At 63.8% G+C, this 16,351-nt stretch carries 12 protein-coding genes; 9 read left to right on the forward strand and 3 right to left on the reverse strand.

Annotation, left to right across the window (positions count from 1 at the left end; translation table 11 throughout):
• Positions 1-20 precede the first annotated feature (20 nt).
• A complete protein-coding gene (locus tag CHB64_RS01585) occupies positions 21-2,423 on the reverse strand; it encodes a tetratricopeptide repeat protein (RefSeq protein WP_159462368.1) in 2,403 nt (800 codons plus the stop codon).
• Between the two features lie 94 nt (positions 2,424-2,517).
• Entirely contained in the window at positions 2,518-3,741 is a 1,224-nt protein-coding gene (locus tag CHB64_RS01590; protein ID WP_089410831.1) for a WecB/TagA/CpsF family glycosyltransferase, read from the reverse strand.
• 414 nt (positions 3,742-4,155) lie between these two features.
• Between CHB64_RS01590 and CHB64_RS01595 the strand changes: the two genes are divergently transcribed.
• The 5 genes from CHB64_RS01595 to CHB64_RS01615 all read left to right on the forward strand — a co-directional run bounded on the left by CHB64_RS01595 (position 4,156) and on the right by CHB64_RS01615 (position 12,268).
• Positions 4,156-4,698, forward strand: coding sequence for a VPLPA-CTERM sorting domain-containing protein (locus CHB64_RS01595; RefSeq protein WP_089410832.1), 543 nt, complete (start codon positions 4,156-4,158; stop codon positions 4,696-4,698).
• Between the two features lie 404 nt (positions 4,699-5,102).
• On the forward strand, positions 5,103-6,797 hold the full coding sequence (locus CHB64_RS01600; RefSeq protein ID WP_089410833.1) for a GumC family protein: 1,695 nt from the start codon (positions 5,103-5,105) through the stop codon (positions 6,795-6,797).
• Between the two features lie 29 nt (positions 6,798-6,826).
• Complete coding sequence (locus tag CHB64_RS01605; protein ID WP_089410834.1) at positions 6,827-7,630, forward strand: CpsD/CapB family tyrosine-protein kinase; 804 nt, start codon at positions 6,827-6,829, stop codon at positions 7,628-7,630.
• A 280-nt stretch (positions 7,631-7,910) separates the two neighbouring features.
• Positions 7,911-8,981 (forward strand): efflux RND transporter periplasmic adaptor subunit, encoded by a 1,071-nt coding sequence (locus tag CHB64_RS01610; RefSeq protein ID WP_089410835.1) that lies wholly within the window; start codon positions 7,911-7,913, stop codon positions 8,979-8,981.
• Positions 8,978-12,268 carry an efflux RND transporter permease subunit gene (locus CHB64_RS01615; protein ID WP_089410836.1) on the forward strand — a complete coding sequence of 1,097 codons (3,291 nt, stop codon included), beginning with the start codon at positions 8,978-8,980 and terminating at the stop codon, positions 12,266-12,268. The genes CHB64_RS01610 and CHB64_RS01615 overlap by 4 nt, the downstream gene beginning before the upstream one ends.
• A gap of 12 nt (positions 12,269-12,280) precedes the next feature.
• Here the strand turns inward: CHB64_RS01615 and CHB64_RS01620 are convergent, their stop codons facing one another.
• Positions 12,281-12,757, reverse strand: coding sequence for a MarR family winged helix-turn-helix transcriptional regulator (locus CHB64_RS01620; RefSeq protein WP_089410837.1), 477 nt, complete (start codon positions 12,755-12,757; stop codon positions 12,281-12,283).
• Between the two features lie 280 nt (positions 12,758-13,037).
• Between CHB64_RS01620 and ectA the strand changes: the two genes are divergently transcribed.
• From ectA to thpD, 4 genes are all read left to right on the forward strand, one after another.
• Positions 13,038-13,574 carry a diaminobutyrate acetyltransferase gene (ectA, locus tag CHB64_RS01625; protein WP_089410838.1) on the forward strand — a complete coding sequence of 179 codons (537 nt, stop codon included), beginning with the start codon at positions 13,038-13,040 and terminating at the stop codon, positions 13,572-13,574.
• A 48-nt stretch (positions 13,575-13,622) separates the two neighbouring features.
• Positions 13,623-14,927 carry a diaminobutyrate--2-oxoglutarate transaminase gene (gene ectB, locus CHB64_RS01630; protein WP_089410839.1) on the forward strand — a complete coding sequence of 435 codons (1,305 nt, stop codon included), beginning with the start codon at positions 13,623-13,625 and terminating at the stop codon, positions 14,925-14,927.
• A gap of 11 nt (positions 14,928-14,938) precedes the next feature.
• Positions 14,939-15,331, forward strand: a complete 393-nt coding sequence (locus CHB64_RS01635) for an ectoine synthase (protein WP_089410840.1) — start codon at positions 14,939-14,941, stop codon at positions 15,329-15,331.
• Between the two features lie 99 nt (positions 15,332-15,430).
• A complete protein-coding gene (gene thpD / locus CHB64_RS01640; protein ID WP_089410841.1) occupies positions 15,431-16,348 on the forward strand; it encodes an ectoine hydroxylase in 918 nt (305 codons plus the stop codon).
• The last annotated feature ends 3 nt before the right edge of the window (positions 16,349-16,351 follow it).

Raw genomic sequence — 16,351 nt, forward strand, 5'->3', positions numbered from 1 at the left:
CGCGCATGGTCAAGACGCTCTCAGTTCTGCGCCAGAAGCCGCCTGGCCTCTTCGATCCATGCTCCTTGACCGCCGGCCTCCACCGCTTTTTGCAGTTCGGCGCGCGCTTTTTCGGTCTCGCCGATCGCAAGGTACGCCGCGCCCAAATGATAATGCGCCTCGCCGAAGCCGGTCGAGCCTGCGAGCGCTTTCTCCAGATTCTCGATGGCGCTTTCGTGGTCGCCCGCCCGGTGCTGCGCCCAGCCGAGCGTATCGAGAAAATAGGGATTCTCGCTGCCCTTCAGCACTTCGGCCGCCTTCAGCGCCTTGGCGCGGCTTTCCGGATCGTCGCGGAGTTCGCCGAGCAGGCTCGCATAATTATTAGACGCGAGAAGATCGCCTGGCCGACGCTCAAGGATATCGGCATACATCGCGAGCGCCTCCTCTTTACGGCCGCCCGCGAGAAGATAGTCGGCCTTGTAAATGCGCGCGCCGATATTGTCCGGAGCGGCGGCGATCGCGGCGTCGAGCATCGCTCCGGCTTCGTCGAGCCGGCCGCCGGCGACCATAAGGCGATAAAGAAGCTCGATCGCCTCGGCCCGTTCCGGCGCCCGCGCAAGCGCCTCTTTCAACGTCGCTTCCGCTTCATCGCGCCGATCGAGCGTTGCGAGCGTTCGAGCGAGCAATATTCTCGCCTCGTAATTGTCCGCATTCGACTCGATCATCGAACGCAGCATCCCGATCGCCTCTTCGCTGCGGCCGCTTTGGACATAAGCCCCCACTAGCGTCGCCAGCGGGCGGCCTGACAGCGACTTGCGGACGTTTTCCTCGCCAAGGGCGTCGATGACGCCGGCGTAGTCTTTGAGTCCCGCATAGGCCGCGGCGCGAATGCGGTTAACTACCGGATCCTCGGCGCTCGCCTCTTCAATGCGCTTCGCCGTTTCCTCAGCTCCGCGCCAGTCCTGCCGCATGAGCCGAACCGCAGCGAGAAGCTTGAGGTTCTCCAGATCAGAAGGGTGCTTTTCGAGCGATTCGACCAGCGTTCGCTCCGCCAGCACGACATTATTGGCGCGCATCAGCAGCTTGGCGTAGGCGTTCGTGATGGTCGGATCATTTCCGCTGTCGGCGACGGCCTGGGCGAGCTGGCTCTTGGCGTACTCGATGTCGCCCTTGCGCTCGAATGCGGCGGCCATCAGCGCCTTAGCCTGAGCAGAATCGGGCTGATCCTCGAGCGCCGTACGCAGATCAAGAATCGCATCGTCGTGCTCGCCGGCGTCGATCTTGAGGCTAGCTCGCTTGAGAAGCGCTTCCGTATTCCTGTCGTCCGTAGCCAGAATTTCATCGATGATCGCGCGCGCCTCTTCCTTCTCGCCCTGAAGAAGCCGCAACGCGGCGATTTCGTTGCGCGCGCGCAAGGTCACGGCGGCGTCGCCCTTGCGGGCGGCGAGCGCTTTGAACACCGCCTCCGCGCCGGCGAGATCGCCCTGCTGTCGCAGAAAGCCCCCGAACCGGAACTGCAGCTCCAGATCGTCGGGACGAGATTCGATATAACGTCGGAAGATTTCCTTCGCGGCCTCTGCGCCGTTCAGGCGGTTTTCGATCCGCACGACGTCAAGCACCGCATCCGCATTGCGGGGGCGCAGCCGCGCGATTTCTTCGAGCTGCGCCTTGGCGAGCGCATATTTCTTTTCGTCAAGCAACGTTTTTACGAAAAGCTGACGATAGGCGACATTATCAGGATAAAGGGCAATCACTTCCCGATGCGCCTGGAGAAGATCCTCCGTACGTTCCATCTTCGCCAGAAGCTGAAGGCGCAGCAGATGCAGAACCGGAATGTTCGCGTCGGCCGCCAGCCCTTTTTCCACCTCGGCGAGAGCGGCTTCTTCGTCGCCCGACTTCGCGCGCTCGGCCGCGATTACGGCGACGGCTTCGGGCGTGGCCGGATCGATGGCCAGCGCCTTGCGCGCAAGCTCCGTCGCGCCCGCCATATCGTCGAGACGCAGCAGCACGGCGGCCTTGAGCGCGATCGCCTCGGCGTTCTCCGGATCAAGCGCGATCGCGGCGTCGGCGGCTTCCATCGCGGCGGTCTCGTCGCCGCCGACCAGATAAAGCTTTCCGAGATCCACTCGCGCCTCGACCTGGCTCGGATCGAGCCGGACGACGCGCTGAAGGATCCCGAACAGATTATCGAAATCCTGCTTGCGCTCGGCGATCTCCGCGACCCCCAGCAGCGCCGGCACATGATCCTCGTTGATCTTCAGCGCGTTCTGGAACTGCACGTTCGCCTTGCCGAGGTCGCCTTCCGCCAGGAACTCCTGACCGCTCTGGGTATAACGGGCGAGTCTCTCCTCGGGCGAGGAGCACGCCGCGGTCGCCGAAATCAGGAGGACGCCCGTCAGAGCCGCCAACCGCAAGCCGCGCTTCAATCTCGCTTCGGTCCTCATGAACGCCATCTCCCTTGTCGAACCTCTCGCCTCGCCTGTTCCGACCTGAACCGCTTCGCCGGCCGCAACCGCCGTCTGCAATGGTCTTGCCGCCTCAGGCCGAGACGGCGGCCTCAGCCGTCGCGCCGCCGCCTGCGGAGCGCCCCGCCGAGCACGGATAATTCATCGCGTTGCTTCTGAAAACCGCGCGCGCGGCGCGCGACAAGAACGCCGTCTCCAGCCGCGCGCCGCGGCGGCGCGCATGTTTTTCTAGCATCAGCACAAGCCCCATGAAGGCGCCATCGAACCGTCCGACGGCGGCGAAATCAAGGCGGACCGCAGGGGCGTCGGACGCGGCCGCTTCGCGAAACGCGCGCCTCACGACCGCCAGATCGGGGGCCAGAAGATCGCCGGAAAGCCGGACGACCGTCGCCCCCGGCTCCCGGATCACCATGGCGTCGGCCCGCGCGCCCGAACGCCGGGCGGCGCGCATCGCAAGAAGCTGTCCGGGCAGTCGGCGGGCTGCGAACGCAAGGAGCGTCGCTCCGTCTGTCGCATAACGCCGCCACAGGGCCGGCTCCTCGCGGATACGCCACAGCCATTCGAATCCGAACCTGCGCCAGCTTTCCGGCGCGCGCCGCACGGTTCCCGCCGTGAAGTTCACGACGGCGCCGAGATTGGCGACGACCGGCGCGTTCAGGCGATGCTGATTGCGCGCAATCCAGGCCTGGCCTTTCGCCGCGCTCACCGAGACGACGACCATGTCCGCCTCGGCTTGATTGACGGTCTCGATGGTCGTCTCGCCGCTCATCGATTCGACATCGCCGAACCCGGGATTGAGCCAGCCGGCAGGCTCGAGCCCGCCCCGATCGAGCGCCAGCGCCGCAGCGGCTTTCGCCGCGGCTCCCTCTTCGCCGCCAAAGAAAAAAATCCGGCGACGCCGACCGGACAGGCCGGGACGCGCCCGCAACGCCTCAAACAGATCAGAGCCGGCGACACGGCCGGGAACGCGCGCGCCCAACAGCCGGGCGAGCGCCGCCAGGGGCGCCCCGTCGATGAAGCTCATATCGGCGTCGATCGTCTGCCGGCGCGCTTCGGGATCGCGCAGAAACCGCACGAGCCAGTGCACGTTCGGGGTGATGAAAGCGAGCCGTCGCCGATCGCGCATGGCCGCCTCCACCGCGGCGGCGGCCGCGCCGAGGTCGATCAGATCCACCGGCATGCCGAAAACGCACCAGACCGGCCGGTCGAAATCGTCGCGCGGAAGCGCGCGAACGTCTCCTTTTGCGGGAAAATCCCGTCCGACCTGCACGTCCCGAGATGAGACAGACGCCGTCATGGCGCGTCGCGATCTCCCCCAACCTGCTCGACCCGAAAGATCTGAAGCAAGCCGGTGATACTTTGTTCACCCTGATCCCGCAATGACGATAGCAAGGGTCGGACCAAACGACGGTTCGCACTCCAGACCTCCAGAAGCCCGGATTTCCATGGGCAGAGGGAGACTCTCAGCGCGCCCCCTTGGTTTCGCCGCCCAATCCCATCCCGTGCGTTTGCGTCGGCGTTTTCGCTTATTGATTGTAAAGCGATCCATCGCCGACTATTTTCGCATGAATTTACAAAAAAAAGACTCTTTGTGGCGGGTTAACCATAACATTCCATTGACAAGCTCTCGCGAAAGCGGGATGTTCCAAGCTGAACTGGCGGGGGAGAGCTCCGCCGGGTTTGCGGTAGTAACAGTTTCTTGGGGGTTCTCATGAACAAACTTCTCGGCGCCGTCGCCGGTCTCGCCGCCTTCGCGTTCGCTTCTGTCGCGAGCGCCGCGAGCGTCGTCGTATCCAACGATCCGCTGAATCTTGGCGGCACGGTTGGCGTTGAATTCGACATCAACAACAATGAAAGCGGCGCGGTCTCGGCCGCCGGCGTGATCAATCTCGGACCGCTCGTCACCTGGGTGATCGCTGATCCGATCAATCTCGTGACCGAGGACGGCACTCTGCCGCGCGTGGAAAATCTCACCATGTCGTTCTACGCGGACGCGGCGCTGACGGTGCTGATCGACAGCTTCGTTCTCACTGACGCGGCGGGCTTGAAGATCCTCTCGACCTTCGCGGTCAATCTCGCCGGCCTCGCGGCGGTTTGGGTCGCCTTCGACGGCAACTCCGTTCTCACCGCCGGCGGCACGGCGGCGAACGTGAACGTCGACCTGAGCGCCATTCCGGTGCCGGCCGCGCTGCCGCTGCTTCTGTCCGGCCTCGCCGGCCTCGGCTTCGCCGCGCGTCGCCGCAAGGCAGCTTAAACGCAGCCTGTCGCAGGCAATAATCAACGGTTTTGAAGAACCGGCTCCCATCGGGGGCCGGTTTTTTGCGCTGCGGCCCGCCGCGACAGCCCCCGTGACCAGACTTGATCGTCTATTTCGATAATTCTCATGGTCGGCGGCCGGTCGCTGGCGCGTTTTATTCCGTTGGAACTCCGCTGTCCCCTGCTATAACGTCAGCTTTCCAAGAACCATGCGGAATATTAAGTTTGTAATACGCGTCGGGGCGTTTGCTTGGACGCGAACGCGAAAGACGGCGCGCGACTTGCAGGCGTTCGCCCCAAGTCGGCCGGAAGGCTGATTAAGGCGGCGCGGCGCGGCGCGGACGGAGGCGTCGGCCTGATACCGCGCGGCCGGCGGGAGCGCGAGAGGGAGCTTCAGGGACCATGCGCGAAGAGTTCACCCTTGAGGACGCGCTGATCATCCTGCGTCGGCGACTCTGGTATTTCCTGCTTCCCTTCGCCCTGTTTTTAGCCGTCGGCGTCGGCGTGGTGGCGCTTCTGCCCGCCCAATACACGGCCCAGGGAACAATCCTTGTCGAATCCGCCCAGATTCCGCCCGACTTGGTGCGCTCCACAATTAACGCTTACGCCCAGGAGCGCATACAGACCATCCGCCAACGGGTTATGACCCGAAACCGCCTTCTCGAAATCTCCGACAAGTTCAACGTCTTTCCCCGCGACAAATACACCAGCAGCGACCGGGTGCGGATGATGCGCGACCGTATACGGATCTCGCACATCACGGTGGGCGGCAATCGCAGCCGCGACAATACTATCGCTTTCACCGTTTCCTACACCGATCCCTCGCCGGACGCGGCGGCCAAGGTCGCCAACGAGGTCATGTCCCTTTTCCTGACGGAAGACGTGCGCACGCGCACGGCGGGCGCGGCGAACACCACCGAATTTTTCCGCCAGGAAGTCGCGAGGCTGGCCAATGTCGTCAGCCAGGTCGAATCCCGGATCGCCGCCTTCAAGACGGAAAACGCCGACGCGCTGCCTGAACATCTCAATATGCATGTGTCCGCGCTCGAACGCGCAAACCGCGACCTCGTCGCGACGGAAGCCTCGATCACCGCGCTTGAAGAGGAGCTGCGCTTTCTCGAAACGCAGCTCCTGAGCTATTTCGCCGGCGCCAATTTCGACGCCGGCCCAGCCGCCGAGCTCGCACGGCTGAAAGGCGAACTCGTGCGTCTGCGCGCGGTCTACAGGGACGCGCATCCGAGCGTGCGCGCGCTGAAGGATCAGATCGCCGCGCTGGAGCGCGAATTAACGCCGAATCGCGAAATCCAGAATCTTCAGAAAACGCTCGCCGAAGCTGAGTTGGCGATGCAGCAGGCCGAACGCGAGCTGTCGCCGGAAGACCCTGCGCTGGCGCAAGCGCGAGAAAGAACGACCCGGCTTCAGACGCAATTATCCGAAAAGATCGCCGAGCAGGCCAGCGCCAAGGGCGGCGACTTCCTGAGCGCCCAGCTCCAGGGCCGCATCGCCGTCGCCAACAACAGAAAATCGCTTCTCGAGGCCCAGCGCGACAAGCTCAAGGCGTCTATCGCCGATCTCGAGGCGCGCATCGCGCGCACGCCGGAGGTCGAGCGCGAGCTCGCCGCCCTGACCCGCCAGCACCAGAATCTTTACCGGGAATACCAGGACATCCTAGCCAAGCAACAGGCGGCCCAGCTCGCCGAGAACCTCGAAGACAGTCAGAAGGCAGAGAAATTCTCCATTCTCGAAGCCGCGACCCGTCCGGACCGGCCGTCGAGCCCTCAGCGCGGGAAGCTCGCCGTGCTCGTCTTCTTCTTCGCCGGCGCGGCCGGCGGCGCCCTTGCGCTCGGCTCAGAGTTGCTGTTCGGGACCGTGCGCGGCCGCAATCATCTCGCAAAGTTGTTGGAGACCGATCCGCTCGTCATCATTCCTTACATCCCGTCCGAAAATGAGCGCCGGATCCGCTGGCCGTTCCCGTTCTTCAGGCCGAAGGCTGCGCCGGCCGCATCCGCCGCCGCGGCGGCGTTGATGGCGATATCGACGGCGGGCGCGCCGCCGGCTCCGACGCCGCAAGACAATGTCAATCCGGAGACGACATAAACTGTCGCTCAGGTCGAGGACGTCAATTTATGGATCGCATCAGGGAAGCCGTCTCGCGCGCCCGCAGCACCAATCCGAAGCTCGCTGAACGGCTGGCGCCGGAACCGCGGCCGCGCTTTCACCGGGAGCCCGCGCCCGATATCGAGCATTTTCAGCAGGTCTCCTGCAATTTCGACGGTTTCGGCAAGTACCGGATTATTTCTAACGAGCAAGACCCGGCGCTGGCGGCCTATCGGGTGCTTCGCACCCGCGTTCTGCAGAGGATGGAGGCTGAAGGCTGGAAGACCCTGGCCGTCGTCTCGCCTGACTCCGGCGCCGGCAAGACTGTGACGGCGATCAATCTCGCCATCGCCGTGGGCTCCAAGCGCGGATCGCGCGCGACTCTCGTCGACCTCGACTTCTATCGGCCGAGCATAGCGAAATATCTCGGGCTTGCAGAGGTTCCCTCCGTGCTCGACTATTTCGAAGGCAGACGCGCCCTGCGGGAGGTCGTGCTTCGCCCCGATCTGCCGGACATGTTGCTGATCGCGAATGAGCGCGTCACGCGCCGGGGCGCAGAGCACCTCACCTCCGCCCGCGCAGACGAACTCATCGCCCGATGCGTCGAAGAATTCCAGTCGCGCATCGTGATTTTCGACATTTCTCCGCTTCTGGGCTGTGACGACGCCATCGCCTTCCTTCCCAAGGTCGACTGCGTGCTGATCGTCGCCGCCAGCGGCGAAACCAGGTCACAGGATCTCAAGGAGGCGCGTCAGCTTCTGGGGGACAAGCCGATCGTGGGCGTCGTTCTCAATAAAGCCCGCATGTTCGCCGCGTCGAACTATTATTATTAAGGCTGAAACTCGATTATCGCGCGTATCACGCGCGCCGCGATGGCGAACGAAGGCCATCGGACGGGAGCTGGCTCTGGCGCATTCTCTCGTTCCGACGCGTCTTCTTCCCATCTGGAAAAATCTGATTCCACGCCAGCCCGCTGCGGCTGCGGGATTCGGAGTAAATCCGCCTTTAGGTTTTACGACGTAAGGTATACTGTGCAGTTTTCTGAATTTTGAATGAATCATTCACCCACGCGCCGCCTCCCTCCGGAGGCGCGACCGGCAAAGGCGCCCGGCCATGAAGCTTTCCGCCTCCGTCAAGATCGCGCTGTCCATCGTCGCAGCGACAATTCTGTATTTCAGCGCGCGAACGCTGCTGAGCGACGGCCGCGCCGACGGCCCCAGCGACGACGCCGGGGAAACGGCGTTCGCGGTGATTGCGACGCCGCTAAAACCGGCGGAGTGGCGCGATAAGGTGACGGTCAGCGGTCGCACCGAGGCCCTGCGGAAGGTCATGGCGCGCGCCGAGATCTCGGGCGTCGTCGAAGAGACCCCGACGGAGCCCGGAACCTTTGTGGAGCCAGGCGCGGTCCTGTGTCGCCTTCGGGTCGACGCCCGCGCCGCCGCGCTTGAGGAGGCCGAGGCCGCGCTCGCCAAGGCCGAGCTCGATTACCGCGCCGCCGCGCAGCTCGCCGAGGACGGCTATCGCTCGCAAACCGCAGTGGCGGCCGCCAAGGCCGCGCTCGACCAGGCGAGGGCCGCCCGCGAGCAGGCCGCGCTCGCAGTCGAACGGACCCGCATCGTCGCACCCTTCAGGGGCGTCTTCGAACGACGCGACGTCGAGATCGGCGATTTCATGAATGTCGGCGACGCTTGCGGTCTATTGATCGGCGACACGCCGTTTCTCGTCGTCGGCGCGGTCTCGGAAAAGGACGTCGCCAAAATCTCGCCGGGCGATCGCGGCGCGGCGAAGCTCGTCACCGGCGAGACCGTCGAGGGCGCCGTCCGGTTCGTCGGCAAAACGGCCGATCCCGCCACGCGCACTTTCCGCGTCGAACTGGAAGTCCCGAATCCGGACGGCGTCTTGCGCGACGGCGTGACGACCGCTTTCACGATTTTCGCCGGCCGCCGTGAAGCGCATTTGCTGCCGCGCTCGGCGCTGTCGCTCAACGATGAGGGCCGCATCGGCGTGCGCGTGGTGGGGCCCGGCGACATCGTTGCGTTCAAGCCCGTGACCCTGCTCGGCGAAGCCCCCGAGGGCGTCTGGGTCGACGGACTCGACGGCGAGATCAATCTCATTATCCGCGGCCATGAATATGTGAAAGAAGGTCAGAAGGTCGCCGTCGCGCGTGCGGAGGAGCCGGCATGACGAGGCTCGTCGACGCGGCTTTCGCCAATGCGCGCGTCGTCATGACCGCGCTCGTGGTGATGATCGTCTTCGGCTTTGCGGCCTTCAAGACGATCCCCCGCGAAGCCGACCCCGATATTCCGGTTCCTTTCGTTCTCGTCACGCTGCCCCTGCCGGGCGTGTCGCCCGAAGACGGCGAGCGTCTGCTCATCCGGCCCACGGAAATCGAGCTTCGCAATCTTGAAGGGCTGAAGCAGATGGACAGCCTCGCCTATGACGGGGCGGCGCAGATCTTTCTCGAATTCGTCCCGACCATCGACATCGACCAGGCCGTACTCGACGTGCGCGAGGCCGTCGATCGCGCCAAGGCTGAATATCCAGCCGACGCCGAAGAGCCGGTGATCCGGGAATTCAACATCCAGACCGAATTTCCAATTCTGTCGGTGATCCTCCACGGTCCGGCGCCCGAACGCGCGCTCTATCAGGCCGCCAAACGGCTCGAAGACGCCCTGCAAAGCTCGCCCGGCGTGCTTGAGGCGAATCTGGTCGGCGCCCGCGAGGAGCTTCTGGAGGTCATCGTCGATCCCGCCACGCTCGAAAATTACGGCCTCACCGTGCGCGAGGTCGTTGAAACCGTGACGGCGAACAACCAGCTCGTGACCGCCGGCGCGCTCGATCTCGAAGACGGACGCTTCGCGGTGAAGGCGCCGGGCTTGGTGCGCAGCCCCGAAGACGTGGCGGCGATTCCGCTGCGCGCCGACGGCGACCGAGTGGTGACGATCGGCGACGTCGCCGAGGCGCGGCGCGCTTTCGTCGACCGGGCCGGCTACGCGCTGTTCAACGGCCAACCTGCTATCGGCGTCGAGATCACCAAGCGGGCCGGCGCCAACATCGTCGAAACCATCGAAGAAGCCCGGCGCATCACCGAGCGGCACGCGCAGTTCTGGCCCGCCACGATCAGGCACGCCTATCTCAACGATCAGTCCGTTTTCGTGCGCGACACGCTGGAGGGCCTTACCTCTTCAGTCGTCACTGCAATCCTGCTCGTCATGATCGTCGTCGTCGCCGCGCTGGGTCCGCGCTCGGCGTTGATGATCGGCGTCGCCATTCCGACCTCGTTCCTGATCGCGTTCTTTCTGCTGTCGCTTTTCGGCTACACGCTGAACATGATGGTCATGTTCGGCCTCGTGCTCGCCGTCGGCATGCTGGTGGACGGCGCGATCGTCATCGTGGAATACGCCGACCGTCGGATGAACGAGGGCGCGAGCCGGCGCTCGGCCTACGCCGAAGCATCCAAGCGCATGTTCTGGCCGGTCACGACCTCGACCGCGACGACGCTCGCCGCCTTCATTCCCTTCCTGTTCTGGCGCGACATCGCCGGCGAATTCATGAAATATCTGCCGCTGACGCTGATCTTCGTCCTGAGCGCCTCGCTCGTGGTCGCGCTGATCTTTCTGCCGGTGCTGGGCTCGCTTCTCGGCATACCGAAATGGATGAAGGAGAAGTTCGGCCTGCGCGGCAAGACGGATCGGCCGCGCGAGCTTGAAATCGAGGAGGTCGATCCCGCGACGCTTGACAGTCCGCTGGGCGTTTACGCCCGCGCGTTGCGCGCCATCATCCAGCGCCCGCTGATCGCCATCAGCACAGCCTGCACGCTCGTAGCCATATGTCTAGGCTCGTTCATGGCCGCCTCTCCTGACATGGAGTTCTTCCTGCGCACCGATTCGGAAGACGTGAACATCCTTGTGCGCGCGCGCGGCAATCTCTCCGCCCAGCAGAAACTTGATATCGTTCAGGATGTCGCCCGCCGTATCGAAGACCATCCGGCGATCGAACACATCTACCTTCAGACCGGCCCCGGCCTGGCGCGCAACCTCGACTTGCCCGCCGACACGGTCGGTCAGATCGGCATCGACCTTGTTCCATACGCGCAGCGAGAACATTCCCGTATCGTCTCCGAACAATTTCGCGCGCGAGTCGAGAGCGCGCCGGGCGTTGTCGTCGAGGTGCGCCAGCGCGAGGGCGGCCCGCCCGTCGGCAAGGACGTGCAGGTGGAGCTCTCCTCGCCCGATCTCGACGCGCTTTTTGAGGCTGCGCGAAAGACCCGCGCTTTCATCGACGAAGCCGAGATCAAGGCGAACGGGCGGATCGTGCCTGCTTATATGGACCGGGAGGATACGCTGCCGCTGCCCGGCGTCGAATGGGCGATCGAGGTGGATCGGGCTCAGGCCGGCCGTTACGGCCTTTCGGTGCGGGAAGCCGGCGCCATGGTTCAGCTCGTCACCGACGGACTGCTCATCGACAAATACCGTCCGGACGATTCCGACGAAGAGATCGACATCCGGGTCCGGTTCCCGGAAGAACATCGCTCGATCTTCGCGCTCGACTCCATTCGCGTGCAGACGCCGCAGGGCGCGGCGCCGCTCTCGAACTTCGTCGCCCGCGAGGCTCGCCCGCAGGTCGACCGCATCCAGCGGCGCAACGGCCGCCGCATCGTCGAGGTCAAGGCGAACGGCAACACGCGCATCCCCGGCCATGAGGTGAGCCAGGATCAGGCTATCGCGCTGATGAAGAATTGGCTCGAAAGCGGCGCGCTAGGCGACGACGTGGAGTGGATCATGCGCGGCGCCGACGAGGAAACCGTTGCGGCGGCGAGCTTCTTCGAAGCCGCCATGGCCGCTGCGATGTTCATGATCGCGATGATCCTTCTTCTCGAGTTTAACAGCTTCTATCACGCCGGCCTGACATTGTCGGCCGTCATTCTGTCCGTGTTCGGCGTTCTTTTGGGAATCGCGATCACCGGCCAGTATGTCAGCGTCATCATGACCGGCACTGGCGTCGTTGCTCTCGCCGGCATCGTCGTCAACAACAATATCGTGCTGATCGACACTTATCAGCATCTGCGCAAGAAAGGCCTTGCGGTCGAGGAAGCCGTGATCCGCGCCGCCGCGCAGCGCGCCCGCCCGGTTCTGTTGACCACGGCGACGACGATCATGGGCCTGTTGCCGATGGTGTTCGAGCTTAACGTCGACTTCGCCGCCGGAACGATTTCGCGCGGCTCGACCACGTCGGACTGGTGGGTTCTGCTCGCTTCGGCGGTCGTTTACGGGCTCGCCTTCTCGACAGTCCTGACGTTGGCGCTGACGCCTGTGATGCTCGCCGCGCCCGCAGTGCTGCGACGGCGCTTGCCCGACTTCGGCGATCGCGCGCTTGAGCTCCTCGCCCAGACGAGGATCCGCCCGCGCAACCGCGAAGCTGCGCCCGCGTCTGTTCCATCGCGTGAAGAACGCCCCCGCGCCGCAGAGTGATGCGGGAACGGCTTATTTGTCGATAGCGCCATAGTCGAGCACTGGCGCAGCGTCGAGGTCCTCCGCATTAAGAAGAAGCGCCACGCGCTCGAGCGCGGCGATCAGCATCGACTGCTCCCAGTCGGCAAGCGCGGCGAAACGCGTCTCGAACCGTTCCTGCAGGGAATCCGACGCAGCGGCGAGCGCTGCGCGCCCCGCTTCAGTAAGCTTCACGAGCACGCGCCGGCGATCCTCATGATCGCGCCGACGTCGCGCGAAGCCGGCGCGCTCCAACCTGTCAACCAGCGCCGTGACGGTCGCCTGCGTCAGGGAAACCTCTCGCGCGATCGCGCCTAGCGTGACGTTTTCCGCCCTGGAGATCACCTGGAGAATAATGAGCTGCGAAGGCGTCAGCCCCGCGCGCCGCGCCAGCGCGCGTGCGTTTATTTCAGTCGCCCGCAGTATTCGCCGCAGCGCCACCAGCGCCTGTTCGGCTTTATCTTTCGTCATCTCTCTCGTTCTTTCTTTTTAAGCAGACGAATCCGCCTCTGGACCAGGCGTCGCGCGCGTTTTTCCTCCCCCTCAAAACGCAAACAATCATTCGATATGCAAATGATTTCGTCCGGAGCTTTATAGCCGCTGACGACGCTTTTGCGCGATTTTCAGCGTTAATCCGCCATGATAGGCGTCAGATTGTGCAGACTCTCTCGCGCCTTGGCTCCCGGCGTTGACATTTTCCTTCGCTGTCCTAAGTAAGTCGCGTCCGCAGACGAAAGTCGAGACGATCTGAATGTCCCAAACCGCCGAAACGCACGCCGGAAACGCCGGCGCGGTTTCGATGCGCAGTCCTACCGCCGCCGACGGCGAGCGGGTGTGGGAACTGGTGAAAGCCTGCCCCCCGCTCGATGAGAACTCCCTGTACTGTAATCTTCTGCAGTGCACGCATTTCGCCGGGACATGCATTCTGGCGGAGCTGGATGGAGAAGCGGTCGGCTGGGTTTCAGCCTATCGCCCGCCGGAGCAGCCTGAAGCCTTGTTCATATGGCAGGTCGCCGTGCATGAGAAGGCCCGCGGGCGCGGCCTCGCCCCGCGCATGATCGAAGCGCTGCTGGAGCGCGACCCCGTGAAGGGCGTCACGCGCATCGAGACCACCATAACGCCCGGCAACAAATCGTCCTGGGCGTTGTTCGCGAAGCTCGCCGACAGGCTCGGCGCAGAGATGTCGAGCGCGGTTCTGTTTGATCGCGCAAAACATTTCGGCGGCAGGCACGAAAGCGAGCACCTCGTCACCATTGCGCCGGTGCGCGCGGGCGCAAACGCCGCCTGACCGGCGTTCGCCTTTCGATTTCGACAGGAAAACAGGAGAGAGGGCGCCATGAGCGTTGAACAAAACGACAAAAAATACCCGGAAGATATTTTCAAGCGTCGGGAGTCGATCGTGCGCAGCTATGCGCGGAACTTCCCGAAGAAGTTCGTGCGCGCCCGCGGCGCGCGGCTGACGGCCGACGACGGCTCGGAGTATATAGACTTTCTCGCCGGCTGCTCGAGCCTGAACTACGGGCACAATCATCCGGCGCTGAAAAAAGCGCTGATGGACTATATCGAGCGCGACGGGCTCACCCACAGCCTCGACCTCGAAACCGACGCCAAGGAAGAGTTTTTGCGCGAGTTCGAGGAAACGATCCTGAAACCGCGCGGGCTCGACTATGTCATCCAGTTTCCCGGGCCGACCGGCGCGAACGCCGTCGAGGCGGCGCTCAAGCTTGCCCGGAAAGTCACGGGGCGGACGAACATCATCGCCTTCACGAACGGCTTTCACGGCGTGACCCTCGGCGCGCTGGCCGCGACGGGAAGCGAGCATCACCGCGAAGGCGCGGGCGTGCCGCTTTCAGGCGTCACGCGCATGCCCTATGACAGCTATTTCGAGGACGGCGTCGACACCGCCGACTATCTCGACAAGATGCTGTCCGACGCTTCGAGCGGCGTCGACGCGCCTGCCGCGGTCATCGTCGAGACGGTGCAGGGAGAAGGCGGACTCAACGCCGCTTCGAAGGAATGGCTGCGCGCGATCGAGAAAATCGCGAAGGCCCACGGCGCGCTGTTCATCGTTGACGACATTCAGGCGGGGGTCGGCCGCACGGGGACCTTCTTCAGCTTCGAGGAAGCGGGTCTCAAGCCCGACATCGTGACTCTCGCCAAGTCGATTTCGGCTTACGGCCTGCCGATGGCCGTCACGCTCATCCGCCGCGATCTCGACATCTGGAAGCCGGCTGAGCACAACGGCACATTCCGCGGCAACTGCCACGCTTTCGTGACCGGCGCGGCCGCGCTCAAGCATTTCTGGCGCACCGACGAGTTCCAGAAGGAGATCGCGCGCAAGGGCGGGGTCATCGAGAATCGCTTCCGCGCGATCGCCAAGAAGTACGGGTCGAAGACCGTCGGCGTGAAAGGCCGCGGCATGATGCTCGGCCTCGACGTCAAGGACGGCGCGATCGCCGGCGCGATCGTCAAGGAGTGCTTCGCGAACGGGCTCATTATTGAAACGAGCGGGCCGGAAGACGAAATCGTCAAGTTCCTCGGCCCCCTCACGATCGAGGATGAAGATCTCAACAGGGGTCTCGATATCCTGCAAGAAGCCGTGGAAAAGGTGCTCTCGAAAAAGCTGAAATCGGTCGCGTAGGGGGGGAGAACATGATCGTTCGCGATTATAACGAAGCGGTGAACTCGCGCCGGCGCATCGATTCGGATGGCTGGCACAGCGTGCGCTTGCTCCTCAAGGATGACGGAATGGGGTTTTCATTCCACATAACCACTATCCATGAGGGCGCCGAGCTGGAGATGCAGTACGCGAACCACCTTGAGTCGGTGTACTGCATTTCTGGCGAAGGCGATATCGAGGATTGCGCCACCGGCGAGATTCATCAGATCCGGCCGGGCGTGATTTACGCGCTCGACAAGCACGACCGCCACATTCTTCGAGCCCGCAAAGAAATGCAGATGGCCTGCGTGTTCAATCCGCCGGTCACGGGCCGCGAAGTCCATGATGAAACTGGGGCCTATCCGCTGGAGGCGGAGCCCGTATAGGCGCCGCCCTTCGTAAAAGGCCGCCCCGTATGGACGCGCCCCGGCAAGGGCCCAGCGGGGCCGCCTCAGGGACGCCCCATACAGAAAGCGAAAGGAGCCATGGTTGAAGATCTTTATCCGTCGCGGATCACCTCGCGCCCGCAGATCATCGAGCGGCGTGACCCGGTCGTCTATAGCGAATGGTCGCCGGCCGCGCCGCTGTCGCGCGAGGACGTGGAGCATTACCGCGACAACGGTTTTCTCGTTTTGAGGGACGTATTCGACGCGTCGGAAATCGCCGCCTTGCAGGCGGAAGCCGAACGGCTTCGCTCGGGCCGCGCGCCCCTTGAGGAGGAAACGCTCATCACCGAGCCGACTTCCGGCGCGGTGCGTTCCGTCTTCATGCTTCACCGCCAAAGCGCCTTGTTCGGACGGCTCGCTGTGGACGCGCGCCTGGCGCGCGTCGCGCAGTTTCTTCTCGGCGATGAGGTTTATCTCCATCAGTCGCGCCTTAACTACAAGCCGGGCTTCGAGGGCAAGGACTTCTATTGGCATTCGGACTTCGAGACCTGGCATGTGGAGGACGGAATGCCGCGCATGCGCGCCCTGTCCATGTCGGTGCTCCTCACCGAGAACACGCCGGTCAACGGCCCGACCATGTTCATGAACGGCTCGCACAAGCTTTATGCCGCCTGCGTCGGCGAAACGCCGGAAGATCATTACAAGCAGTCTCTCAAGAAGCAGGAATACGGCGTGCCGGATCATGAAACGCTCGCCAGGCTGGCCAGCGGCGGCGTCGCGGCCCCCTGCGGCCCGCCCGGAACAGTGGTGATCTTCGATTGCAACACCATGCACGGGTCGAACTCGAACATCACGCCGTTTCCGCGTTCGAACGCCTTTTTCGTCTATAATGCGATGTCGAACAGACTCGTCGCGCCGTTCGGGCCGGAACGCCCGCGTCCGGAGTTCATCGGCGCGCGGGAGAATACAAGCGCGATCTCGCCGGTCGAAGGTCGGCTTGTCGCCGACGCGGCTTAAAAG

It is taken from the genome of Amphiplicatus metriothermophilus (assembly GCF_900199215.1).
GTDB classification, from domain to species: Bacteria; Pseudomonadota; Alphaproteobacteria; order Caulobacterales; family Parvularculaceae; genus Amphiplicatus; species Amphiplicatus metriothermophilus.

Excerpts from the sequence above, each read along its gene's own strand:
- ectB (WP_089410839.1), top strand. The coding sequence starts at position 13,623 with ATGAGCGTTGAACAAAACGACAAAAAATACCCGGAAGATATTTTCAAG.
- CHB64_RS01605 (WP_089410834.1), top strand. The coding sequence starts at position 6,827 with ATGGATCGCATCAGGGAAGCCGTCTCGCGCGCCCGCAGCACCAATCCG.
- CHB64_RS01635 (WP_089410840.1), top strand. The coding sequence starts at position 14,939 with ATGATCGTTCGCGATTATAACGAAGCGGTGAACTCGCGCCGGCGCATC.
- CHB64_RS01590 (WP_089410831.1), bottom strand. The coding sequence starts at position 3,741 with ATGACGGCGTCTGTCTCATCTCGGGACGTGCAGGTCGGACGGGATTTT.
- CHB64_RS01615 (WP_089410836.1), top strand. The coding sequence starts at position 8,978 with ATGACGAGGCTCGTCGACGCGGCTTTCGCCAATGCGCGCGTCGTCATG.
- CHB64_RS01585 (WP_159462368.1), bottom strand. The coding sequence starts at position 2,423 with ATGAGGACCGAAGCGAGATTGAAGCGCGGCTTGCGGTTGGCGGCTCTG.
- CHB64_RS01600 (WP_089410833.1), top strand. The coding sequence starts at position 5,103 with ATGCGCGAAGAGTTCACCCTTGAGGACGCGCTGATCATCCTGCGTCGG.
- CHB64_RS01610 (WP_089410835.1), top strand. The coding sequence starts at position 7,911 with ATGAAGCTTTCCGCCTCCGTCAAGATCGCGCTGTCCATCGTCGCAGCG.
- thpD (WP_089410841.1), top strand. The coding sequence starts at position 15,431 with ATGGTTGAAGATCTTTATCCGTCGCGGATCACCTCGCGCCCGCAGATC.
- CHB64_RS01620 (WP_089410837.1), bottom strand. The coding sequence starts at position 12,757 with ATGACGAAAGATAAAGCCGAACAGGCGCTGGTGGCGCTGCGGCGAATA.
- CHB64_RS01595 (WP_089410832.1), top strand. The coding sequence starts at position 4,156 with ATGAACAAACTTCTCGGCGCCGTCGCCGGTCTCGCCGCCTTCGCGTTC.
- ectA (WP_089410838.1), top strand. The coding sequence starts at position 13,038 with ATGTCCCAAACCGCCGAAACGCACGCCGGAAACGCCGGCGCGGTTTCG.